This is a genomic window from Agrobacterium salinitolerans (assembly GCF_002008225.1).
Classification (GTDB): Bacteria; Pseudomonadota; Alphaproteobacteria; order Rhizobiales; family Rhizobiaceae; genus Agrobacterium; species Agrobacterium salinitolerans.
In genome coordinates this window covers 20,994-44,666 of record NZ_MRDH01000026.1, presented here as the reverse complement: position 1 = coordinate 44,666, position 23,673 = coordinate 20,994, and the positions used below count along the sequence as shown (strand labels likewise).

Below are 23,673 nucleotides of genomic sequence, written 5' to 3'. Positions count from 1 at the left end.
GAGCGGTTACTTGACGAAGCCGTTCTTTGTCAGGAAGTCGATGGCTACGGTCTTGGCCTGTTCACCCCCCACCTGCACGCGCGCATTCAGGTCCTGCAGGGTTGCCAGATCGAGTTTTTCGAACACGGGTTTCAGCAACTCTTCGATATTCGGGTGCTTTTTCAAAGCCTCTTCGCGAATGATCGGCGCTGGCTGATAGACCGGCTGCACATGTTTGTCATCCTCCAGCACCACGAGACCTGAAGGCGCGATGCCGCCATCCGTGCCATAGACCATGGCAGCATTGGCGTTGTTCGTCTGGTTGGCGGCGGCGGCGATCGTGGCCGCAGTGTCGCCGCCGGAAAGTGTGATCAACTGGTCAGGCTTCATGGTGAAGCCATAGGTGGTCTGAAATGCAGGCAGCGCAGCGGCGGAATTGACGAATTCTGAAGAAGCGGCAAGGACCACCTCGCCACCATCGGCAACATATTTGCCGAAGTCGGAAAGCGTCTTGAGATTGTTCTTGTCGGCGACATCCTTGCGCAGCGCAATAGCCCAGGTGTTGTTGGCCGGAGATGGTGTCAGCCAGACGATCTTGTTGGCATTGAAGTCGAGTGTTTTTGCTTCTTCATAGGCCTTGGCTGCATCTTTCCAGAGCGGATCGTCCGCCTTGGAGAAAAAGAAGGCGGCGTTGCCGGTATATTCCGGATAAATGTCGATCTCGCCGGCTGTGATCGCTTTTCGCACAACCGGCGTCGCGCCGAGCTGGATGCGATCCGTCGTTTCGATCTTGTTCTGATTGAGGACGGCGAGGATGATGTTTCCGAGAACACCGCCTTCCGTGTCGATCTTAGACGACACGACCACCTGCGCCTGCGCGATGGAAACAGAAAGGGCAAGCGCAAGTCCGGCGCCCGTCAACGTCATCAAGCGGTTCATGAATGTTCCTCCGGTGGGTCAGCCTGCGAACAGGCGAAAGATCGCCGCCGCAATTGCGGCCCAACATAAACAGCCGGAAGGAAAAATGGTTGCATGCCATCTGCTTTTTTTGCGTCAATGGCTGCGGCTGGACGCCGATAGTCAGGTTTCGCCGTCACGTTTGCGCGCATCCCTGCCCATGACGAGCGGCATGAGAACGGACAGAAACAAGAGCCGGATGACGTGATGGGAACCGACATAGGCGGTATCGGCATGCATCATCACCGCCATCGCCGCCATGGTTTCCAGACCGCCCGGCGAATAGGCGATCATGACGGCATTGAGAGGAACGCCGGTCACACCGGAAATCATCCAGGCAATGCTGCCAGCGATAACCATCACGGCGATGGTGACGACGAAGCCCGCCAGAAAGCCTTTCCGCACGTCCATCAGTGAGACATTCGAAAAGCGCGTGCCGATCAGGCAGCCGATAAGCACATAGACGGGCAGGCTGAGCCAGGTGGGAACACCGCCTTCGGTAAGGCCGGTAATATGGGTGCCTATGGAAATGGCGACACCGCCAAGCAGCAGGGCGGCCGGAAACTTCCAGCGCAGGAAGAGCCAGCCGGTCAGAAGCGATGCACCGATGGTCAGCGCCAGCGTAAAAAGGCCCATTGGCGGGTTGGCCACAAGCGGTTCCCTGCTGACAAGATCGAAATATTCGACGATCAGCGGCACGGAAAGCGTCAGCGCCAGCACCCGCACGCTTTGCACGATGCTGACGGTCGCAAGGTCGCTTTTCGTTTCGGCGCCGAGGCTGATGATATAGCTGAGATGACCGGGAGAGGCGCCTAGCATCGCTGTCGTCCGGTCGTAACCGAAGCCGTAATGCAGAATCCAGTAGGCGACATAGAGCATGATGACGACGGCGGCGAGCACGACGACGAAACTCAGGGGCCAGGTCTTTGCGGCGTCGATCACGGACGGCGTCACGCTCGTTCCCATCGAAATGCCGACGACGACGAAACAGGCGTTGCGGATAAAGGCGGGAATACCAAGCCTTACACCGGCCAGTCCCGTAATCGTCACGGCAAGCGCCGGGCCGGAAAGAAAAGGCGCCGGGATATCGATGAGACTGGCGAGCAGCGCACCAATGCTGCCGACGAGCGCGGTGAGCGCGAATGTATGGAGTTCAGGCTTGATGATCATTGCGACGCTGAGTGTTTGCTTGAAAAAGCTCGCGACCAAATGCGCCGCTTCCGTTCATGACGTCAACACGCAGGACCAGAAATATTACATTTCTTGCTTATTTACATAAGAAAAGCCCGTGGCCTACAGGGCACGGGCTATGGCAATTCCCGATGGGACAATGGGATGATCAGGCAGCCGGAAGGGGAGCGACCTTCGGCATTTCCGTGTCCAGGCCCAGGAGGAAGTTGATCTGGGGCCGCGCCTTGACGAGATCATCGATTGAGTATTCCGCCAGAACGTCAAAAAAGGCATTAAGTGCCTTGCGAAGCGCCGAGTTGAGGCCGCAGCTATCTACAAGCGGACATTCCACCGCACCATCCTCAAAGCACTCGGCCATGGCGAAGCTGTCTTCAGTAACCTTCACCACGTCGAACAGGCTGATCTTGTCGGCGGGTTTGCCAAGACGCACGCCGCCGTTGCGGCCGCGCACGGTCTCCACCAGACCTGCCTTGTTGAGCGGCTGCAGGATTTTGAACAGGAACAGCTCCGAAACGCCATAAGCCCTGGCAATCTCGGGAATGCGGCTCAGATGGCCGTCATTTGCGGCGCAATACATCAACATGCGAACGGCATAGTTGGTCTGTTTGGTCAAGCGCATGCTGGTCTCCTAACTCTCAATGTGGAGTTATATAGTCTCTTTTTCAGTTTAGAACAATTCCAAAAACTGAAAAAACTGGTACCCATCCGATATTTCTCGAACAGCGTTGTTGACCGTCCGGATGATTCATGAACAAACAAGTCAAGAATCCGAATGTAATGGAGGCGTTCATAATGGCAAGCTTGAAATCATACTTTTCCGCTGCCGTTTTTTCAGGGTTGACGATCCTTGTCGCCGCGCCCGTCGCTTTGGCGGAGGGGGAGGTTAACGTCTATTCCTATCGCCAGCCTGAATTGATCCAGCCGCTGCTCGATGCTTTCACGAAGGAAACCGGGATAGAGGCGAATGTGCTTTTTCTCGACAAGGGGCTGGTGGAACGCATTCAGGCCGAGGGCGTCAATTCACCTGCGGATGTGTTGCTGACGGTCGATATCGCCCGTCTCGTCGAGGCGAAGGAGGGCAAGGTTACCCAGCCGGTCCTCAACGATCCCGTCATCGAAAAGGATATCCCCGCCAATCTGCGCGATCCCGAGGGCGAATGGTTTGGGCTCACCACGCGCGGCCGGGTGGTCTATGCGTCGAAGGAAAGGGTGACCCAGAAGGAGATTACCTATGAGGAGCTTGCCGATCCGAAATGGAAGGGCAAGATCTGCATTCGCGACGGCCAGCATTCCTATAATATCGCGCTGATCGCCTCGATGATCGCCCATCACGGCGTCGATTATACCCGCACATGGCTGACCGGCCTGAAGAACAATCTTGCTCGCAAGCCTGATGGAACCGACCGCAGCCAGGCGAAATCGATCTTTTCCGGTGAATGCGATATCGCGCTCGGCAACACCTATTATGTCGGCCTGATGCTGACCAATGATCGCGAGCCGGAAGAAAAGGAATGGGCCGGATCGGTGCGGGTGATTTTCCCCAATGCGGGCGATCGCGGCACGCATGTGAATATCTCCGGCATGGCGCTGACGAAATACGCCCCCAACAAAGACAATGCGCTGAAGCTGATGGAATTCCTGGCCTCGCGGGAGGCGCAGGAAATCTACGCCAGGCAGGTCTTTGAATATCCGGTGCTTCCCGGTGCGGAGCCATCCGATGTTGTGAAGGGCTTCGGCCCCATCAATCCGGACAAGCTGCCGCTGACGGACATAGCCGCCCATCGCAAGCAGGCGTCCGAACTGGTTGATGAAGTGGGTTTCAACGACGGCCCGACCAACTAATCCCGGCGCAACCCTTACCGTTCTGCCGAATCTAATAAAAAGCCCCGCTGTTTTTGCAGCGGGGCTTTGTTTGTCTACGTGCTTCTCGGGTTACTTCATTGTCGGCATGACGAATTCTGCGCCCGACTTGATACCCGACGGCCAGCGCGAGGTGATCGTCTTGGTCTTGGTCCAGAACTTGATCGAATCCGTGCCGTGCTGGTTGAGGTCGCCGAAGCTCGAAGCCTTCCAGCCGCCAAAGGAATGATAGGCGAGCGGAACGGGGATCGGAACGTTGATGCCGATCATGCCGATATTGATGCGGCTTGCGAAGTCGCGGGCGGCATCGCCGTCACGGGTGTAGATCGCGACGCCGTTGCCATATTCGTGCTTCATCGGCAATTCCAGCGCGTCTTCGTAGTTCTTGGCACGCACGACGGAGAGAACCGGTCCGAAGATTTCCGTCTTGTAGATGTCCATGTCAGGAGTGACATGGTCGAACAGGCAGCCACCGACGAAATAGCCGTCTTCATAACCCTGCAGCTTGAAGTCGCGGCCATCGACCAGTAGCTTTGCACCCTGTTCGACACCGCTGTCGATCAGACCCTTGACGCGCGTCTGGGCTTCCTTGGTGACGAGCGGACCCATATCGGCCTTGTCATCGGTATAGGGACCGATCTTCAGCGCCTCGATCTGCGGGATGAGCTTTTCAACGAGGCGATTTGCCGTTTCTTCGCCAACCGGAACCGCAACGGAAACCGCCATGCAACGCTCGCCGGCGGAACCGTAACCTGCGCCCATCAAGGCGTTTACCGCCTGGTCGAGATCGGCATCCGGCATGATGATCATGTGGTTCTTCGCACCGCCGAAGCACTGCGCACGCTTGCCGTTCATGGCGGCCGTGCCGTAGACGTAGCGGGCAATCGGCGTCGAGCCGACGAAGGAGACCGCGCCGATATCGGGATCGGTCAGGATGGCGTCGACCGCGCCCTTGTCGCCGTTGACGACGTTCAGGATGCCAGCCGGAAGACCGGCTTCGATCATGAGTTCGGCAAGGCGGATTGGCAGGGACGGGTCGCGCTCGGAAGGCTTGAGGATGAAGGCGTTGCCGCAGGCGATCGCCGGGGCGAACATCCACATCGGGATCATGCCGGGGAAGTTGAACGGGGTGATGCCCGCACCGATGCCGACCGGCTGGCGGATCGAATACATGTCAATCGCAGGGCCGGCACCTTCGGTGAATTCACCCTTCTGCAGATGCGGAATGCCGCAGACGAATTCGCACACTTCGAGGCCGCGGACGATATCGCCCTTGGAATCCTCGACGGTCTTGCCGTGCTCGCTGGAAAGCAGCACCGCCAGCTCATTCATGTCGCGGTTCAGAAGCTCGACGAATTTAAAGAAAACGCGGGCGCGGCGCTGCGGATTGGTGGCGGCCCATTTTGGCTGTGCCGCTTTTGCGCTCTCAACAGCGGCGCGAAGCTCGGCATCGCTCGCAAGCGCGACAGTCGCCTGAACTTCGCCAGTGGCCGGGTTGTAGACATTCGATGTGCGACCGCTGGTGCCGGGCACATGCTTGCCATTAATGAAATGACCGATTTCCTTCATGGGTTTTCCTCCAGAATGTGATGGCGCAGCATTACCTTTCGATTTGCACAAATCAATCGCCTGAAATAAGCATCCATTGTGCAAAAATAGACATAAGGAGGGTGCCGTGAACTGGGATGATGTGCGTTTGTTTCTAAGCGTGGCGCGAAGCGGCCAGTTTCTTTCGGCGGCGAGAAAGCTCGGTGTGAACCACGCCACCCTCAGCCGCCGTATTTCCGCGTTGGAAGCGGCCATCGGCACACAGCTCTTCCTGAGAAGCACCAATGGCTGCGAGTTGACGGAAGAGGGCCAGCGCCTTCTTGCCGGGGCCGAGCGCATGGAAACCGAAATGCTGAATGCCCAGGCAAATCTCGGCCGCGTCGATACGGCGGTGGCGGGAACGGTGCGCATTGGCGCGCCGGATGGTCTCGGCGTTTCCTTCCTCGCGCCGCGGCTTGGCCGGCTGACGGCGCGTTATCCCGATCTTAAAATCCAGCTCGTGCCGGTGCCACGCTCTTTCTCTCTGTCGCAGCGCGAGGCCGATATAGCCATCACCATCGAAAGGCCGGAGCAGGGCAGGCTGATGTTTTCGAAGCTCACCGATTATTCGCTGGGCCTCTATGCCTCGGCGGATTATCTGGCCGATTACGGAACGCCTGATGATGTCGAGGCACTGAAGCGCCACCGGCGGATCGGTTATGTAGAGGACCTGATCTTTTCGCCTTCACTGAACTTTACCGGTGAGATCATGCGCGACTGGGACGCCGCCTTTGAAATATCGAGCGCCACCGGTCAGACCGAGGCAGTGCGCTCCGGTGCGGGTATCGGTATCCTGCATAATTACATCGCGGGGCAATATCCCGAGCTTTTGCGCATCATGCCGCAACTCACCATCAGCCGGTCCTATTGGACAGCCTATCACGAATCCGCCCGTCAACTTGTCCGCGTCCGCACAGTGGTCGATTTTCTCCAGGAACTCGTGGCCGAAGAACGGCGGATATTCACCTGACGTCCCACATGTCGATATTATTAGTACTATTAATTGTTTGGGCCTGGCTGTTCGGGGCTTGACAAAGGATAGCTGGCTGGACGACCAATGCAGCCATTGGGAGAGATCGGAACTGACATGTCTATACTACGTAAGCTTTCGCCGACTGGCCTCGGCGTGGCCGTCATGCTGCTTGGAATGCTGCTTTTCGCACTGAACGACGCCATGGGGAAGTGGCTCGTCGCCACCTATAGCCAGGGTCAGGTGATCCTTATTCGCAGCGCGGCGGCGCTTATTATCCTCGTTCCGATCGTCTGGCGTGCCGGCCTCTCCGGCCTTGTCAGAATTGAGCGTCCCGGCCTTCAGTTTGCGCGCGTTTTCTTTTCCACCGCAGAGCTTTTCTGTTTCTATTTCGCGGTCGCGGCACTGCCGCTCGCCGATGTCATGACCTATTGGCTGGCCGCCCCCATTTATGTGGCGGCGCTCTCACCGTTTCTGCTCGGAGAAAAAGTGGGCTGGCGTCGCTGGACGGCCATCGCCATCGGTTTTGTCGGCGTTCTCATCGCGCTCAAGCCCAGTTCGGCAAGCCTCACCTCCGCAGCATTGTTTTCGATCCTCGGCAGCGCCGCTTTCGCTTTCATGATGTTGTCTGGCCGCCAGCTGCGCAATACGCCGGATACCGTGCTTGCCTTCTGGCAGATCATCGGTGCGGCGCTTGCGGGCATTGTCGCGGTAGTCCTTACGCCATCGGGATGGCTGCCGGTTCAGTCCGGTTTCGATCTCGCCTTCCTCGGCCTGCTTGGCGTCGTCGCCATGACAGCGCATGTGCTGGTCAACCGGGCACTTAAACTCGCCGATGCTGCAACCGTCGCACCGCTGCAATATACGCTGCTGCTCTGGGCGGTGATCTTCGGCTGGCTGTTCTTCAACGATGTGCCGCAGACCAGTATCGTTGTCGGTGCAGGCCTGATTGTTCTTTCCGGACTTTATATTTTCTTCCGCGAAAATACACTCAAGCGACGCCGTGAAACCGCCGAAGGACTGGCTGCGGAGCAGGTTTGATCTTTCCAGTTCGCCGTGGTCACAATCACGGGACTTGACGAAGGCGTGATCTTCAGGAAGTAAGAAGGGGCCCTGCGATGATTTGTCTCGCAAGGGCAGAGGAAACAAAGGTGCCGGGCCCCTCTGGCGAGAGTTTTACGGCGCTCTCGCGATGTCGGTACCGCCTGCAAAAATTGGCCGGCGGATTAAAAACTATGAAAAACCTGAATGTGCTTCGCGCGCGTGCTTTCTGCGTGCGGCCTGACGCCTCTCGTCGGTCCGTGAACGTCCTCGTCATTGGAGGCGACCGGACATGAGCGCTGCCCAGAAAAACACGCTTACCTACTTCAAGTGGGCTTTTATCGTCACCATTGTCGGCCTGATCCTCGGCGGTTATCTCGGTTGGGAAATGACCGGAACGGTGGGCGGCACGGCGACGATCTTTTTCATCTGTGTCGTTCTGGCGGTGCTGGAAATCTCACTTTCCTTCGACAACGCCATCGTTAACGCCAACAAGCTGAAGGATATGACACCGGTCTGGCAGCATCGCTTCCTGACATGGGGTATTCTGATTGCCGTTTTCGGCATGCGTATCGTCTTCCCGCTGCTCATCGTGGTCGTCGCGGCCAATGTCGGCCCCTGGACAGCTCTCGTCATGGCGGCCACACAGCCGGAACGTTATGCGGAAATCATGCGTGACGCCCATTTGCCGATTGCTGCTTTCGGCGGCACCTTCCTGATGATGGTCGGCCTCAACTTCTTCTTCGACCACGAAAAGGATGTGCACTGGGTACGCTGGATCGAGCAAAAGGCTGCAATCTATTCCTCCGTCAAGGGCATCGAGATTGCCTTCGTGCTGGTCGTCATGCTGATCTTTTCCCGCATCATCGGCGCAAGCGACAATCCTGAACTTGGTCCGGTCGCCGCCAACACCTTCTTCCATTCGGCGATCTGGGGTCTTCTGACCTTCCTGCTGGTGGAAGTTGTCGGCGGTATTCTCGACCGCAGCCAGGAAATGCTGGAGGGCGCTGCAAAAGGCGGCTTCGGTGCGTTTCTTTACCTCGAAGTGCTGGATGCCAGCTTCTCCTTCGACGGCGTGATCGGCGCTTTCGCGCTGACGCAGAACCTCTTCATTATCGCCATCGGCCTCGGCATCGGTGCCATGTATGTGCGCTCGATGACCATTATGCTGGTCGAGAAGGGAACCCTGGCCGAATATCGCTATCTGGAGCACGGCGCCTTTTATGCGATCCTCATCCTGTCCGTCATCATGTACGTGCAGACCATGGTGCATATTCCGGAGGTCATCACGGGCCTTGGCGGCGCGGGCCTGATCGGCATCTCGCTCTGGTCGTCGATCCGCTATAACCGGCGACAGAATGCCGATGCGGTCGATGCCGCGCGTGGCGCGGAGATCTGATCCGCGTATCCTTGCCTTCCGCTGTCGCGGCGGAAGGCAATTTTTATGCATTGAGTTATTTTTGCCTATTTTTATTGCTGTTTATCCTTTGCGAAAAATTTCGCCAAAAGACGAATTTTTCCCTTAAGTTGCTGTTTTTACGAATATTTGCGCGTTGCATCAAAACTGGCACGCTTCCTGCTTCTCATTCTGCAAGTCCAGAGGGGACATCATGGCCCGAAAACGGGTCAACAAATACCGCCGCGCCGCGCGATCTTTCTGATCTGCGCCGTGCGGCGGTTCTGTTTGTGCGGGATGGTTCTTGAGTTTTCCGTTCTCTTGAATGAAAAAGGTAAGAAAACGACTGGAGGGGCAAGGTTTGCCTGCACAATTGTCGCCCTCGGAGGCGCTTGGCCTCTGGCATCGTGTGTCCACGACGCAGGTCATTGACGATCAGCCGGATTTGACCTTGCGTCAAACCGCCATCCTGCTGCAGATTTATCTCGTCACGCCACCACACACCGTCAGGGGGCTTGCGGCAACGATGGGAGTCACCAAACCGGTCATTACCCGCGCGCTCGACAGCCTCGGCGCTCTCGGACTCGTCGATCGGGTTCGGGATGAGCGGGACAAGCGCAATGTCGTGATAAAACGTACGGTGGCTGGTGCGCTTTATCTGGAAAAATTCGGCGACCTGATTATTGATCAGGCACGCAAGATCTAACCCCTGGATGTGAAACCCATGATGCTCGACCGCCGCCTGAATGTCTTCCGCTCCGATCTCGCCGATGAAAAGCTGCAGGGCGTGGTGCAGGCCGAACGTTTTGTCAGCGGCTCACCTGCCCAGATCGCGGTGCCGGTTATTGGCCTGCGGCCGACGCCGGATCTTGCCGTCGGCATCGATACCGAGCTGCTGTCTGGCGAAACCATCCGTGTTTTCGACCGGGCGAACGGCTGGGCATGGGTGCAGGCGGATGCGGATGGTTATGCCGGCTATGTGCCGGAAAAGGCGATTGGCGATGTCGTTGTCGCCACCCATCGGGTGACTGCGCCGCGCACTTTTCTCTATCCAGCCGCTGAGTTGCGCAAACCGCCGGTCGCAGCACTGTCCATGGGTAGCCTGATCCAGATTGTAGGCGAGGCGGAGACACGCGGTACCCGTTACCTGCTGACCGAAAAAGGCGAAGGCATCATCGCCGCCCATTGCCAGGCCGTCGACGCGGCGCTTGACGAAGATTATGTGGCGGTGGCGCTGCGCTTTATCGAAACGCCCTATCTCTGGGGCGGCCGCTCCGGCTTCGGTATCGATTGTTCCGGCCTCGTGCAGCTTTCCATGGCCATGACGGGCCGGCGGGTTCTGCGCGATACCGACATGCAGGTGAAGTCGCTCGGTGTGGAAATCGAGCGGGATGAATTGCGCCGCGGCGATCTCGTCTTCTGGAAGGGCCATGTCGGCCTCATGGAAAACGAGGAAACCTTGCTGCATGCCAATGGCCATACGATGAATGTTGCACGCGAAAATCTCGATGCGGCCATCGAGCGCATCGGCTGGCTTTACGAAAAGCCGACGGCTTTCCGCCGGCTGGAGGACTGAGAAGGCGGCTTTCACGAAATTGTGCCTGCCTGGCCCTTTGTGGGAGAGTTTCCGACGCCTACATCGGTTGGATGGTGGTATGGGACTGGCAACGATGAAGACGAGAACGGCAACACGACTGGCAACGATCGTCACAGCGATTTTACTGAGCGCCCCTGCGCAGGCGCAGACCGTTTTTCAGAATGGTTTTGCCCCCGCACCGGATGCCTATGCAAACCTGCCGGGCGTCAAGGACCCGCGAACGCTGCAGCCAAAGGTCCGTTACAACTGCCATAGCGCATTGGGTGTGACCGGATATTCCCGAGGTCCTTACCGGGATGTTTTCGGCAGCCGTGGGCTTCCCGTTCAGGGGTATCGTTGTACCGACGAAAACGGCATTTCCAGTTTCGGCGGCAGAAATCCGGTCTCCAAGGACTGGTATCCCGGCATAAACCCCGTCGACCCGACCTTCTGAAGCCGCATGGTTTGAACGCCGGACCGAAAACCCCTTTGTGGTCTTCGGAAAATCGATGCGTGAGCTGTGGTGGCAGGCATTTGCCAGGCGGGTGCTCTGGACTTGTTGTCGCTTTTTCAGATAAATCTTCCGCATGACAGGTTGATACCTGCCAGGGTGCGGAGTGACATCGGCTATTCTGACCTTTGGCCGATATTGGGGAATGCAAGTATGACGAAGACCGATATAGCCACCCGTGTCCACAATCATACCTGGAAGCTAGACCCGATCGTCCGCAGCCTGATCGACACGGATTTTTACAAGCTATTGATGTTGCAGATGATCTGGAAGCTCTATCCGGAAGTCGACGCGACATTTTCCCTGATCAACCGCACGAAGACGGTACGGCTGGCGGAAGAGATCGACGAGATGGAACTGCGCGAGCAGCTCGATCATGCGCGTACCCTGCGTCTTTCCAAGAAGGAAAATATCTGGCTTGCGGGTAATACGTTTTACGGCCGCTCGCAGATTTTCGAGCCGGAATTCCTCTCCTGGCTGTCGAGCTATCAATTGCCCGAATACGAGCTTTTCAAGCGCGACGGGCAATATGAGCTGAATTTCCATGGCCGCTGGATGGACACGACACTCTGGGAAATCCCGGCGCTCGCCATCATCAACGAGTTGCGCTCGCGCAGCGCCATGCGTTCGCTCGGTTATTTCACGCTCGATGTGCTCTATGCCCGCGCCAAGGCCAAGATGTGGGAAAAGGTCGAGCGGCTGCGCGAGCTGCCGGGCCTGCGCATTTCCGATTTCGGTACTCGCCGCCGCCACAGTTTCCTTTGGCAACGCTGGTGCGTGGAAGCGCTGAAGGAAGGCATCGGTCCTGCCTTTACCGGTACGAGCAATGTCCTGCTCGCCATGGATTCCGATCTCGAAGCCGTTGGCACGAACGCGCATGAACTACCGATGGTCGTCGCGGCGCTGGCGCAGACGAATGAGGAACTGGCCGCCGCTCCCTATCAGGTCCTGAAGGACTGGAACCGGCTTTATGGCGGCAACCTGCTGATCGTGCTGCCGGATGCGTTCGGCACGGCGGCTTTCCTGCGCAACGCGCCGGAATGGGTGGCAGACTGGACGGGTTTCCGTCCCGACAGCGCCCCGCCGATCGAAGGCGGCGAAAAGATCATCGAGTGGTGGCAGAAGATGGGCCGCGATCCGCGCAAGAAGATGTTGATCTTCTCCGACGGTCTCGATGTCGACGCCATCATCGATACCTACAGGCATTTCGAAGGCCGGGTTCGCATGAGCTTCGGCTGGGGCACCAACCTCACCAATGATTTTGCCGGTTGCGCGCCAAAAACCATCGCCAGCCTCAAGCCGATTTCCATCGTCTGCAAGGTAAGCGACGCCAATGGCCGGCCGGCGGTGAAGCTCTCGGACAACCCGCAAAAGGCGACCGGTGATCCGGGCGAGGTGCAACGGTACCTGAAGTTCTTCGGTGAAGAGGACCATAAGGAACAGAAGGTGCTGGTTTAAAGCTTTTCCAGGAAACTTGGAGCCCGGTTTTCCGTCCGGAATGCTCCGAATTGAAAACGGGCGCTCCGGTTGAGGAAGCGCCCGTGGAAGCCTGACCTATCAGCAGATTACTTCGCAAACTGGTGTGCAATATAATGGAAGAGTGCGCGGATGCCCTGCGCCTCGCCGCCGATCGATGAGTGATGCCTTTCGCTCAGAGACCAGCCGTAAATATCGAAATGCGCCCAGCGCCTGGTATTGGTGACAAAACGTTTCAGGAACAGGGCGGCGGTGATCGATCCGCCCATGCCGCCCGAAGGCGCATTGGTGATATCGGCTGCGCGCGAGCGTATATCCTTGTCGTAGCCCATGTAGAGCGGCATGCGCCACAACGGATCGTCCGTATCGATGCTGGCTTCCGCGATATCATGCGCCAGATCCTCGTCATCGGTGTAGAAGGGCGGCAGATCCGGGCCGAGCGCGACACGCGCCGCACCCGTCAGCGTCGCCATGTCGATCATCAGGTCCGGCGCATCTTCGTCCGCATAAGCGAGCGCATCCGCCAGAACGAGACGACCTTCGGCGTCGGTATTGTCGATCTGTACCGTCAGCCCCTTGCGGCTCTTATAGATATCGCCGGGACGGAAGGCATTGGCGGAAATGGAGTTCTCGACCGCCGGCACGAGAACGCGCAGATCGACAGGCAGCTTCGCATCCATGATCATCAGCGCAAGGCCGAGAACATTGGCGGCACCGCCCATATCCTTCTTCATCAAGGCCATGGAGGCGGCGGGTTTGATATCGAGGCCGCCGGTATCGAAGCAGACGCCTTTGCCGACAAGGGTGAGGCGCGGATTGCCCTTCTTGCCCCAGCTCATCTCCAGAAGCCGCGGCGCGCTTTCGCTGGCCCGACCGACAGCATGGATCAGGGGTAAGTTTTCCTTGAGCAGATCATCGCCGGTAGTGACCTTCACCTTTGCCTTGTAATGGGCGGCAAGCGCGCGGAAGGCAATCTCTAGCTCATCCGGTCCCATATCGTTGGCCGGAACATTGATGAGATCGCGCGCAAGGAAAACGCCGGCCAGAACGCGCTTGATCTCGCCGTCTTCCGCATCCTGCGGAATAAGGAGCTTTGCCCCGTTCGCCTTGGTGGTCTTGTATTTGTCGAAGCGGTAGCTGCCGAGGCCGAAACCGAGAGCGAGCCGATTGGCCGTCAGGGGTGCGGTCTCGATGTGCCATTCGCCTTCCGGCAGTTCACGGGCGAGTTTCCCGGTGATGAAGGGGATTTCCGAGGGATTGCCGCCGAGGCCGAGAAGCACGCCGCCCAGCGAACCATCGGCGGAAGGAACGAGGAGGATAGCGCCCGCCTCCGCCTTGAACCCCGCCTTCTTCGCCCAATCCAGAGCGACAGGGTCGATGGCGCCCTGTTCGATATGGGCCGGCGTGACGGCGAAAACCGGCAATGTGCTGCCGGCCTTGGAGCTGAAGGGGGTCGGGCGTTCGATGAACTGATAGGGCGCCATTATATGCTTCCGTAAATGTCGAGAATCGGTGCGATTAACGCTCTGTTAGGGTTAACAGATTATTGCTTAAGCGAAAGTTGCGTCATGTGAGTCTGTCGTGTGTCGGGCGCAAGATCGATCATTCTCGGGCGGGGGCGCTGCCATGACTGCATTTTCTTTGGGCGAGACAGGCCGGACAGGGTTGCTGCGGGGAGCATGTCTTGCCGCATTGGTTCTTGCGGTTTCAGGATGCGCGGGCGCCAACAAGCCCGATCGCATGTCCACCGGCTCCATTCCCGCGGCCACGCGTTCTTACGACCATCTGAACATGGAGCAGCTTCGGCAGGCGGAAGAGACCGCCGGCAAAGCCTATGAACGCAATCCCAAGGACAAATCGGTGGGCATGAATTATGCCAGCGTGCTGATGATGACCGGCAAGAACACACAGGCTCTCGCCGTCATGCAGCAGATCGCCATCGCCAATCCGGCCGACCGTGATGTGCTTGCCGCCTATGGCAAATCGCAGGCGGCTGCCGGCCAGCTGGAACAGGCGCTTTCGACCATCCAGCGGGCACAGACGCCGGACCGGCCCGACTGGCGGCTTTATTCCGCCGAGGGCGCCGTGCTCGATCAGCTTGGACGTTCGAACGAGGCGCGTTCCCGCTACAGGCAGGCGCTTGACCTGAAGCCGAACGACCCGAGTGTATTGTCCAACCTCGGCATGTCTTACGTCCTGTCGAGCGATCCGCGCACTGCCGAAACATATCTGCAATCCGCCATCGCCCAGCCGGGCGCCGATAGCCGCGTTCGCCAGAACCTCGCGCTCGTGGTCGGTCTACAGGGCCGCTTTGCCGAAGCCGAGCGCATCGCGGTTCAGGAACTCTCGCCACAACAGGCGCAGGCAAATCTCACCTATCTGCGCGCAATGCTTTCACAGCAGAACTCCTGGCAGCAACTGGCGAAAAAGGACGGTAAGCCGGCCGGTTGATACGCTTTTGCAGTCATAGAGGGGCCGCGCCCTGATGGTTCGTCGTCAGAATGTGTCGGCGACACGAATGCCGGCAGGCCCGAGAATGACGGCGATGAGAACCGGCAGGAAGAATATTATCATCGGTACAGTCAGTTTGGGCGGCAACGCTGCGGCCTTTTTCTCGGCTTCATTCATTCGCTCGTCCCGGCCTTCCTGCGCGAGAACGCGCAGGGCCTGGGCGAGGGGGGTGCCGTACCGCTCCGCCTGGATAAGGGCCTGCACCACGCTTTTGACACCGTCCAGTTGTGTGCGCATACCAAAATTCTCAAGAGCGACACGCCTGTCCTGAAGGAAGGACAATTCCGCTGTCGTCAGAATCATTTCTTCTGCGAGTTCAGGTGACTGCTCGCCCATCTCTTCCGCTACGCGGCGCATGGCGGCTTCCATCGATACACCGGATTCGATGCAGATCAGCATCAGGTCAAGCGCATCCGGCCATGCCCGTTTGATCGATGCCTGTCGCTTGGTCATGCGGTTCGAAACATAGATATTGGGGGCGTAAAAGCCGACATAGCCGAAAAGAAGCACCGCCATCAGCCGAACGACAAAAGCCTGATCAGCCAGGTTTCCGAGAATAAAAACCCAGGTGAATGCCACGGCCAGGAAAATGAACGGAAAGATGAACCGGGCGGCGAGAAATGTATTAAGCGCATTTTGCGAACGAAAACCGGCTGCTCGCAGCTTGTTCATTGTGTTCTTGTCGGCGAGTGCTTCCCGGAGGTTGAATTTTTCGACGATTCGACGTGCGGACTTATTGTTGTTGCCTCGCAGGGAGGTCTTGCCGTCTCTGGTTGCTGTCGCAAGTCGCTCGCGCTCGCGGCTGCGAATGAGTTCTCGCTCCGACGATACGGCTTTCATGCGCTTGGCAAAGTCTTTTCGCTCGAAGAAAGGCGTAATGAGCGTATAAAGAGTGGCGAAAACTGCCACTGTTACCAGAATCGCAATAATGGTCTGCGGATTTGTCAGGTCTGAAAGGAGATTCCTTGTCATTGATGACCCTCAAATATCGAAATTGATCATTTGACGCATGATGAAAATTCCTATGAGCATCCATAGTCCAGATGCACCCAGAATGATGTGCCCGCGCATATCCGTGAACAGGACTGAAAGATAGTCAGGTGACGTAAAGTGCACCAGCAGCATAACGATGAAAGGCAATGCGCCGATAATGACGGCAGACGCTTTTGCCTCCATGGATAGGGCGTTCACTTTTGCGCGCATTTTTTTTCGGTCGCGCAACACCTTTGAAAGGTTGGATAACGCCTCCGACAGATTGCCGCCTGCCTGTGCCTGGATATTGATGACAATGCTGAAGAAACTCACTTCGAAAAGCGGCATGGTCAGCATCATACGCTCTATCCCTTGGGGAATCCCGATGCCAACCTGCTGCGCATCGACAACTCGCTGAAACTCTGTCTTTACCGGCTCCTGACCATCTGACGCGATCAGGCGTACCGCGTCGTTCAACGGCAAACCCGACTTGATCGAGCGGCACATGACATCAAGCGCATTGGGGAATTCCTCGAGGAATTTTTTCTGCCGGCGCTTGAGGAGAAACGCCAATACCCAGCGTGGCAGTCCCAAGGCCGCAACAGCGGCGACGAAGAGAACTGTCATTAACGACAGACCGTAGATAAGTGCAATAAAAGCGGCGCAAGCTGCCGCGCCAAGGCTCAGAAGGTGGAACTGCCGAACGGAAATTACCAGCCCAGCCTGCATCAGTTTATCGCGCAGGCTGACATTCTTTGTTTTTTTCGCCTTTTCATTTTGTTTCTTCTCCATGTCCCGCAGGCTGTCCTGCATGGACTTGCGGCGCTTGCTGAGCTCCTGAACCCGATCGCGCGCAGCTTTGATATTTGCGTGATCCGTCTCTGCGGCCCGCACCCGCTTGAAACGACTGGTGGTCTTTTTTTCGACCTCTATCTGCTGGAAAAGAAACGCATAAGCGAGTGCTCCTGCCGAGATGGCGACGAGTACGGCCAGTAACACTATTGTCGGGTCCATGGCAGTCGCTTTCCCTTAGGATGTCTTTTCCATCTCATCGAGCGCGGCCGCCAGGCGTTTTTCTTCACCGTAATAGCGTGCACGATCCCAGAAATTGGGCTTGCTGATACCGGTCGATACGTGTCTGCCGATCAGCCTGCCCTGCGCATCCTCGCCTTCGATCTCGTATCGCATCAGATCCTGGGTGACGATGACATCGCCTTCCATGCCGATCACTTCCGTGATCTGCGTTATCCGGCGCGAGCCGTCGCGCAGACGCGCCGCCTGAATGACGACATCGATCGAGCCTGAGATGATTTCACGCACGGTCTTGGCCGGCAGGGTGAAGCCGCCCATGGCGATCATCGATTCGATACGGCTGAGGCATTCGCGCGGCGTATTGGCGTGCAGCGTTCCCATCGAACCGTCGTGACCGGTGTTCATGGCCTGGAGAAGGTCGAAAACTTCCGGTCCGCGCACTTCGCCGACGATGATGCGTTCGGGTCGCATGCGAAGGCAGTTCTTGACGAGATCGCGCATGGTGATCTCGCCTTCTCCTTCGATATTCGGCGGACGTGTTTCGAGCCTCACCACATGCGGTTGCTGCAGCTGCAGTTCGGCGGTGTCTTCGCAGGTGATGACACGTTCATCCCTGTCGATGAAGCTCGTCAGGCAATTGAGAAGCGTGGTCTTGCCGGAGCCGGTGCCGCCCGAAATGACGACATTACAGCGGACGCGACCGATAATCTTGAGCAATGTCGCGCCTTCCGGCGTAATCGCTCCGAAACGCACCAGCTGGTCGAGTGTCAGCTTGTCCTTCTTGAATTTTCGGATCGTCAACGCCGGACCGTCGATGGCGAGCGGCGGCGCGATGACGTTGACACGCGATCCGTCCGGTAGGCGCGCGTCGCATATCGGGCTCGACTCATCCACCCGTCGGCCGACCTGGCTGACGATGCGCTGGCAGATGGAAAGCAACTGCGCATTGTCACGAAAACGAATATCGGATTCGATGGTTTTACCGCCGACTTCGATGAAGGTCTGGCCGGAACCGTTGACCATGATATCGGCGATATCATCGCGAGCGAGGAGAGGCTCCAGCGGCCCGTAACCAAGAACGTCATTGCAGATATCTTCGAGCAGCTCTTCCTGCTCGGCGATCGACATGGCGAAATTCTTGATCGTGATAATATCGTTGACGATATCGCGAATTTCCTCGCGTGCGCTCTCCGCGTCGAGCTTGGCGAGTTGCGAAAGGTCGATCGTATCGATAAGTGCGGAAAATACCTGGCTCTTGGTATTGTAGTAATCTTCCGTGCGGGCGCGTTTTTTCTGTGCCGGCGGTACGCTTGCGGTCGCCTGACGCATTGCCGGCGATTGGCCGGGTTCAAGAGTGTCAATCGCGGCAGAACGAGGTTCAGGCGCCGTCACCGCCTGCATATGTACAGGTGCAACAGGTTCCGGCTTCGTGCTTCTGGCTGGGCCCTCAGGCCCGCGTTTTCCGAACATCGGCGTTTCCGTCTAAGGGCGCAGGCAAAAGCCCTACTTGCGCTTGAGAATATTCTTCAGTTTTTCGAGGCCGCCGCGCCTGCTTTTGCGCAGCACGGAGCGGCCTGTGATGGTGTGGGCGATTTGCGAGAAGGTTTCCGCTATTTGCGATTTTTCATCCATCTCGCTGATCATTCGGCCGCTATTGGCGGCATTTCCGAATAATGATGCGTCGAACGGGATGATCGCGATCGGTTCGATTTCAAGCGGCTCAAGGAAATCCGCCGGCGCGATTTCCGGACGTTTGGGCATGCCGACCTGATTGAGAACGAGATGCGGCAATTTATCGTTGGGTCTCAGCTTTATCAGCGCGTCGAAGAGATTTTTCGTATTGCGCAGGTTTGCGAGATCGGGAACGGCCGTTATGACCACCTCATCGGCTTCCGCAAGGACTGCCCGCGTCCAGTCGCACCATTGGTGGGGAAGATCGAGAACCGCAACCGGGGCGCTGCGCTGCAAAACCTCGAGGATCGGCAGAAAGGCTTGACGATCGAGATCGTAGGTGCGGTCGAGAAGAGACGGCGCTGCCAGAAGCGACAAATGATCGGAACATTTCGTCAGAAGGCGGTCGAGAAACACCTCGTCCAGCCGCTCCGGCGAAAAGACCGCTTCAGCCATGCCTTGGGCAGGGTCCTGATCGAAATCGATATTCGCCGTTCCGTAGGCAAGGTCCATATCAGCTAGAATGGTTTCCGTGGAAAAAAGACTGGAAATACCAAAGGCGCAATTGTGCGCGATGGTGGACGAGCCCACACCGCCCTTGGCGCCAATGAAGGCGATGTTACGGCCAAGCGGCTCCGCTTCCGGATCGACGAAGATCGCGGCGATCGAACCCAGGAGATCGGCCATATTGATTGGAGCGACGAGATATTCGGAGATGCCGTTGCGGATGAGATCGCGATAGAGCGTTATGTCATTGTGCCGGCCGACGATGATGACACGCGTGGAGGGATCGCAAACCTCCGCCAAAGGCGCGAGATCGTCCAGCAGTGAGGCGGGTGAGCTTGCTGTTTCGAGAATGATGAGATTAGGCGTTGGCGATGCGGAAAACATTGTCGCCGCCGCATTGATATCGCCCTTGGTCACCCGCAGCGTGACCTTGCTCATGCGCCTGTCGCTGGATAGCGCTTCCATGACGGCCTGCATATGGTCGCTGACGCAGAAGGCATGAATGGAAATGCGGGGCAGGGGCCGCAGGCGATCCATATCCGAAGCGCGTAACGGCGGTTCGATTTCCGCGCCGCCGCTTGGCTTGATATCGTATTCTACAGCGCTCATTGTTTTTCCTGCCGTGAGAAATCGTGGATCTGCATCAGTTTGTCGGTGCCGTCGAAGTACCGCTGCGATAGGTATCGATGACCACCGCCCGGCGTTCGGCATCGATCGGGCTCATGCCGCGCGGGCCGACGAGATCCATGGGATTGGCGATCTGCGCTGCGAGATTGCTCTGGGATGCGCATCCGAAATTGTACCAGTTCTTGTTGGCGAAGGTATTATCCGAGAGGTCCTCGGGCCATTGGCCGCACTGGCCAGTCATGGCGGTAACCGCAACATAGCTCAGGCGGATGGGCGCGGCGTCGCCATTCGGGGAGGCGGCATAGTTCGTCTGCATGATTTTTCCTGGCGCCACACCCGCACCCGAAAGCGCTGAGCGAATCTGTTTTGCCATTCGTGATGCCGCCGCGGAGTTGGCGGAGCCGGAAGGTATTTGAATATTGACTATGCCCGTCGACATGGATGCATAATTCTGGGCAAAGCCACGAACATTGTCTGCCATCGCAGTGGTCAAGCGGCTATCGCCGGCAGAAACGGGTATGTCGAGCGAGTGCTCGGCTTCGGACAGCGTAATCGGGTGGCGGGTGCGATAGTCATCGGGGATCGCGTTGGTCGTCATGGGGTCACGGGCGCAGCCCTGTAGCAACCCCGCGACAACAGCGACGACAGCCGCAAGGCCGATCTGTTTTGCGAAAGGGCGGTGAGTGTTTGCGTGCATGATGTCACCTGCGCGGTCCGGACTTGCTGCGAGATCGGGTTGGGAATTGGCGGAACTCGTCGTCATTTGTAGATGAACCCCACGGAGCCTTGGTATGGCGCCGCCTGGACCTGGTCCTTGCGGCCATAGACCTTGTTGACGCGGTTCATGAAATACATGGCGGCATCGTTTTCCGGATTGAAGTTGTCATCCGGCCGGGCGATCTGGTTGCGCGCGACGGGCCGTACCAGATAGGGCGTCGCGATGATGACCAGTTCCGTTTCGTTGCGCAGGAAGTCCTTGCTGCGGAAAAGCGTACCGAAGATAGGAATTTTCGAGATGCCCGGCAGCCCGGACATGGCTTGCCTGACATTGTCCTGGACAAGGCCCGCGATCACGATTGATCCTCCCGAGGGAAGTTCGACCGTCGTGGAGGTCTCGCGCTTGCGCACGGACATATAGGTCGAGCCTGGAACGCCCCGCCCGTAATTACCGGTGACGACATTGCCTTCATAGGTGGGTTCGGAGACATTGGTCTCGATCTTGAGACTTATTCTGCCTGGTGAAAGCACCACCGGCTTGAAGTTCAAGGTGATGCCGTAGTCTACCGTCTGTGTCTCGCGTATAACTTTGCTCGGCTGTTTCGTCTCGTTATCAATCTCGATTTCTTGTGTAGCGGCAAGTCGGAAGTCACCGCCCACGTAAAATTTGGCCTGCTCGCCGGAAATGGCTGTCAGGCTCGGCTCTGCCAGGGTGCGCATGACGCCGGCCTGCTCCATGGCGTTGAGGTAGGAAGCGAATCTAAGGGAGCCAGAACCAATCGCACCACTGGCGATCCGGGACGCTCCATCGATCGCGTTGCCGAGATTGGACGGATTTGCGAATTCGAAACCATTGCCGCTCGTTGTACTGCCGATCGACCCGTTGAAGCCGAGTTGCTTCAGAACCTGTCTGCTGACTTCGGCAACGGTGACCTTCAGCGTCACCTGATCTTCACCCTCAATCGTCAACATATTGACGATTTGCGATACTTGCCGGCGCTCGGCAAAAATCGCCGCATCGCCACCATTGTCGCCGCCCGTCAGCGATATGTTGCGTGTGGTGGCCTCACCGCCCTTTAGAAAGGCGTCCGCCAACTGCACGGCGCGTGCGGAGTCCTGCGGTGTGCGCACCGATCCCGTCAGAACGATATTGTCCGAAACGATTTCCACCTTGATGTCAGACTCGGGAATGAAGCGGCGAATATTGGCCTCAAGCCCGGAAATATCGCGCTCCACCTCCAGATCGAGGCTGACGATTTCCCTGCCGCCGTCACCGAAAATGAAAATATTGGTCTGACCGACCGTTTTACCGAAGAGATAGATTCGTCTGGACGTGCGGGTCACGGCATCGGCAAGGCTCGGATCGGCAACAAGGATATCGTGAGCATCTTCAGGCAGGTCGATAACCAGGGCCTTGTTTAAACCCAGTTTCAAGCGTTTGCGAGTGCCAGCACCGCTTTCGGTGATCCGCACGACGCTTGCGCTTTGCGCCTCTGCTTCGCTGAAACGCAAAAATTTGGGGGAGTGCTGGCCGGGGATGCCTGAAAAGGCAAGGCAGAATGCGAGCCCACCCGCCATCGATGAACGCAGGTGTTGTTTGAGACGGTTTGTCATGAGCCCCCCGGTCATTGTGAAGCTCCTTGACCGCTCTTCACGATCGAGCCGGATTTGATTACCTGAATTTCCGGCTGCCCGGAGCTTCCGCTGAGAAGATGGCCGGCCGAAAGCGTATCGTTTTCCTGTGCATCCGCGACGGAGCGCAAGGCGAGCGTGAGACGATCCGCCATCTGTTGCGCCACTGTAATGATCTTCGCCTGTTCCGGGGTCAGTTCGAGCGTAGCGGTTGCGCCGACAACCGCCGACGTTCCGTCCTCGCCTTCCTTGATCTGCTGATCGATCGCCAGGACACGAACATTGTTCAAAACGTTTTCGGTCAGAAAGTTATTGTTTTCGCCCTTGCGGACCATGATCACATCGACCCGGTCGTTCGGCAGCACGAAACCGCCTGCACCTGTCGAGACGGAAATCTCGGTGGCGACGGCGCGTTTTCCGGCCGGCAGAAGGGAGGACATGATGCGCGTGCTGGAATCGACCACTTTTTCCGGCCGGATCGGCTCACCTTCGAAGAGAGGCAGCCGGACGACAGCGCCCGCGAGTTCGGTGATGGCGTCTGGCCTTTTTGTTTCCGTGATGAAACTGTCGACCACATTGCCCTGTGGCCAGGGTGTCCAGCGCACGGAGCTGTCGTTCAGGCGGCTGCCGACGGGCAGGTTGACCGAAGAGACGAGAACGTTGACCGTCGGTTCTTTCTGGATGATCGTTTCCGCTTTCTCGATGACCTGCTTGGCACCGGAAATCTGCATGGCGACAAGGCCGGCAAGACCGGCGGCCACCAAGGCAACGGAAAGAATGACGATACGCGACGGTTTCATGCTCGATCCTTGAGGGAATCAGATTCTGCTCCCGTCAGGATGGCGCGCCATTGGTATAATTATGGTTAATAGTATGCTTGGATTTGTGGTTAACGGGCTATTAAAGCTAGGTTGAGTAGCAATTATCTAGGAAAGACTGGCAATCGCGGCTTTAACGAGCGGTGCTTCGCCATAGGTCATCAGCCCGGCGACGGCGATGCCGATGCCGTAGGGAACTTTTTTCGCGACCAGGAGCGAATCCGGGATGGGCATACCAGCCGCCATGATTTGTTGTGACCGCGAGCGCAGAAGCAAAATGCCGATCGTAAGGAAGCCGCCAAGGAAAGCGACGCCGAGCAAGAATTCTATGAGCGATATGTTGAAACCATACCAGCATGCCGCGGCTGTCAGGAGCTTAGCGTCGCCTCCGCCCATGACATTGGCGGCAAAAAGCGCAAAACAGGCAAAAAAAACGATGGCGGCGGCCAAAAGACTCATTGCCAAGGTCTGCCATCCCATGCCGGTGAAGGGGGCAACTACTATAAAACTTAGCAACAACACCAGCGGTATGCGGTTAGGTATTGTCATGCTGAACAGATCGTTCAGCGCAGCAAACGTCAGGCACAAAGGCAAAGTTAAAAAGATTGCTGCGACAACCATAAATTCGCCTCCCCAGAATAT

Annotated in this window: 23 protein-coding genes; 10 read left to right on the top strand and 13 right to left on the bottom strand. The window is 57.5% G+C overall.

Annotation, left to right across the window (positions count from 1 at the left end):
* Nucleotides 1–6: 6 nt before the first annotated feature.
* The 3 genes from osmF to rirA all read right to left on the bottom strand — a co-directional run bounded on the left by osmF (nt 7) and on the right by rirA (nt 2,746).
* Nucleotides 7–918, bottom strand: coding sequence for a glycine betaine ABC transporter substrate-binding protein OsmF (osmF, locus tag BS627_RS17885; RefSeq protein WP_077984516.1), 912 nt, complete (start codon nt 916–918; stop codon nt 7–9).
* 141 nt (nt 919–1,059) lie between these two features.
* Nucleotides 1,060–2,106 carry an AbrB family transcriptional regulator gene (locus tag BS627_RS17880; protein WP_077984515.1) on the bottom strand — a complete coding sequence of 349 codons (1,047 nt, stop codon included), beginning with the start codon at nt 2,104–2,106 and terminating at the stop codon, nt 1,060–1,062.
* A gap of 169 nt (nt 2,107–2,275) precedes the next feature.
* Nucleotides 2,276–2,746, bottom strand: a complete 471-nt coding sequence (rirA, locus tag BS627_RS17875; protein WP_077984514.1) for an iron-responsive transcriptional regulator RirA — start codon at nt 2,744–2,746, stop codon at nt 2,276–2,278.
* 173 nt (nt 2,747–2,919) lie between these two features.
* Here rirA and BS627_RS17870 point away from each other — a divergent pair, with 173 nt between their 5' ends.
* On the top strand, nt 2,920–3,969 hold the full coding sequence (locus tag BS627_RS17870) for a Fe(3+) ABC transporter substrate-binding protein (RefSeq protein WP_245307174.1): 1,050 nt from the start codon (nt 2,920–2,922) through the stop codon (nt 3,967–3,969).
* 90 nt (nt 3,970–4,059) lie between these two features.
* On the opposite strand, the gene BS627_RS17865 is transcribed toward BS627_RS17870, so the two are convergent.
* Nucleotides 4,060–5,556 carry a CoA-acylating methylmalonate-semialdehyde dehydrogenase gene (locus tag BS627_RS17865; RefSeq protein ID WP_077984513.1) on the bottom strand — a complete coding sequence of 499 codons (1,497 nt, stop codon included), beginning with the start codon at nt 5,554–5,556 and terminating at the stop codon, nt 4,060–4,062.
* Nucleotides 5,557–5,662: 106 nt separating this feature from the next.
* On the opposite strand from BS627_RS17865, the gene BS627_RS17860 reads away from it, so the two are divergent.
* From BS627_RS17860 to pncB, 8 genes are all read left to right on the top strand, one after another.
* The gene (locus BS627_RS17860) at nt 5,663–6,544 is read left to right on the top strand and encodes a LysR family transcriptional regulator (RefSeq protein WP_077984612.1); all 882 of its coding nucleotides are present in this window, start codon (nt 5,663–5,665) and stop codon (nt 6,542–6,544) included.
* 117 nt (nt 6,545–6,661) lie between these two features.
* Nucleotides 6,662–7,585 carry a DMT family transporter gene (locus BS627_RS17855; protein ID WP_170985428.1) on the top strand — a complete coding sequence of 308 codons (924 nt, stop codon included), beginning with the start codon at nt 6,662–6,664 and terminating at the stop codon, nt 7,583–7,585.
* 292 nt (nt 7,586–7,877) lie between these two features.
* Nucleotides 7,878–8,984: a DUF475 domain-containing protein gene (locus BS627_RS17850; RefSeq protein ID WP_077984511.1), complete on the top strand. Its 1,107-nt coding sequence runs from the start codon at nt 7,878–7,880 to the stop codon at nt 8,982–8,984.
* Nucleotides 8,985–8,995: 11 nt separating this feature from the next.
* On the top strand, nt 8,996–9,289 hold the full coding sequence (locus BS627_RS24370) for a hypothetical protein (protein ID WP_131829429.1): 294 nt from the start codon (nt 8,996–8,998) through the stop codon (nt 9,287–9,289).
* 53 nt (nt 9,290–9,342) lie between these two features.
* Entirely contained in the window at nt 9,343–9,687 is a 345-nt protein-coding gene (locus BS627_RS17845) for a MarR family winged helix-turn-helix transcriptional regulator (RefSeq protein WP_077984611.1), read from the top strand.
* 18 nt (nt 9,688–9,705) lie between these two features.
* Complete coding sequence (locus BS627_RS17840) at nt 9,706–10,557, top strand: C40 family peptidase (protein ID WP_077984510.1); 852 nt, start codon at nt 9,706–9,708, stop codon at nt 10,555–10,557.
* A gap of 94 nt (nt 10,558–10,651) precedes the next feature.
* Nucleotides 10,652–11,011 carry a hypothetical protein gene (locus BS627_RS17835; protein ID WP_077984610.1) on the top strand — a complete coding sequence of 120 codons (360 nt, stop codon included), beginning with the start codon at nt 10,652–10,654 and terminating at the stop codon, nt 11,009–11,011.
* 210 nt (nt 11,012–11,221) lie between these two features.
* Nucleotides 11,222–12,526, top strand: a complete 1,305-nt coding sequence (gene pncB / locus BS627_RS17830; RefSeq protein ID WP_077984509.1) for a nicotinate phosphoribosyltransferase — start codon at nt 11,222–11,224, stop codon at nt 12,524–12,526.
* A 107-nt stretch (nt 12,527–12,633) separates the two neighbouring features.
* Here the strand turns inward: pncB and BS627_RS17825 are convergent, their stop codons facing one another.
* A complete protein-coding gene (locus BS627_RS17825) occupies nt 12,634–14,028 on the bottom strand; it encodes a leucyl aminopeptidase family protein (protein WP_077984508.1) in 1,395 nt (464 codons plus the stop codon).
* A gap of 256 nt (nt 14,029–14,284) precedes the next feature.
* On the opposite strand from BS627_RS17825, the gene BS627_RS17820 reads away from it, so the two are divergent.
* Nucleotides 14,285–14,995 carry a tetratricopeptide repeat protein gene (locus BS627_RS17820; RefSeq protein WP_162520590.1) on the top strand — a complete coding sequence of 237 codons (711 nt, stop codon included), beginning with the start codon at nt 14,285–14,287 and terminating at the stop codon, nt 14,993–14,995.
* Nucleotides 14,996–15,040: 45 nt separating this feature from the next.
* Here BS627_RS17820 and BS627_RS17815 read toward each other — a convergent pair whose 3' ends face one another.
* From BS627_RS17815 to BS627_RS17780, 8 genes are all read right to left on the bottom strand, one after another.
* The gene (locus BS627_RS17815) at nt 15,041–16,027 is read right to left on the bottom strand and encodes a type II secretion system F family protein (protein ID WP_077984506.1); all 987 of its coding nucleotides are present in this window, start codon (nt 16,025–16,027) and stop codon (nt 15,041–15,043) included.
* Nucleotides 16,028–16,036: 9 nt separating this feature from the next.
* On the bottom strand, nt 16,037–17,041 hold the full coding sequence (locus BS627_RS17810; protein ID WP_077984505.1) for a type II secretion system F family protein: 1,005 nt from the start codon (nt 17,039–17,041) through the stop codon (nt 16,037–16,039).
* 15 nt (nt 17,042–17,056) lie between these two features.
* Nucleotides 17,057–18,529 (bottom strand): TadA family conjugal transfer-associated ATPase, encoded by a 1,473-nt coding sequence (locus BS627_RS17805; protein ID WP_077984504.1) that lies wholly within the window; start codon nt 18,527–18,529, stop codon nt 17,057–17,059.
* A 33-nt stretch (nt 18,530–18,562) separates the two neighbouring features.
* Complete coding sequence (locus tag BS627_RS17800; protein ID WP_077984503.1) at nt 18,563–19,846, bottom strand: CpaE/TadZ family protein; 1,284 nt, start codon at nt 19,844–19,846, stop codon at nt 18,563–18,565.
* 34 nt (nt 19,847–19,880) lie between these two features.
* Entirely contained in the window at nt 19,881–20,561 is a 681-nt protein-coding gene (locus BS627_RS17795; protein ID WP_077984609.1) for a CpaD family pilus assembly protein, read from the bottom strand.
* Between the two features lie 62 nt (nt 20,562–20,623).
* Nucleotides 20,624–22,195 carry a type II and III secretion system protein family protein gene (locus BS627_RS17790; protein ID WP_373692764.1) on the bottom strand — a complete coding sequence of 524 codons (1,572 nt, stop codon included), beginning with the start codon at nt 22,193–22,195 and terminating at the stop codon, nt 20,624–20,626.
* 11 nt (nt 22,196–22,206) lie between these two features.
* Entirely contained in the window at nt 22,207–23,013 is an 807-nt protein-coding gene (gene cpaB / locus BS627_RS17785) for a Flp pilus assembly protein CpaB (protein WP_077984501.1), read from the bottom strand.
* 126 nt (nt 23,014–23,139) lie between these two features.
* The gene (locus BS627_RS17780) at nt 23,140–23,652 is read right to left on the bottom strand and encodes an A24 family peptidase (protein ID WP_077984500.1); all 513 of its coding nucleotides are present in this window, start codon (nt 23,650–23,652) and stop codon (nt 23,140–23,142) included.
* Nucleotides 23,653–23,673 lie beyond the last annotated feature (21 nt).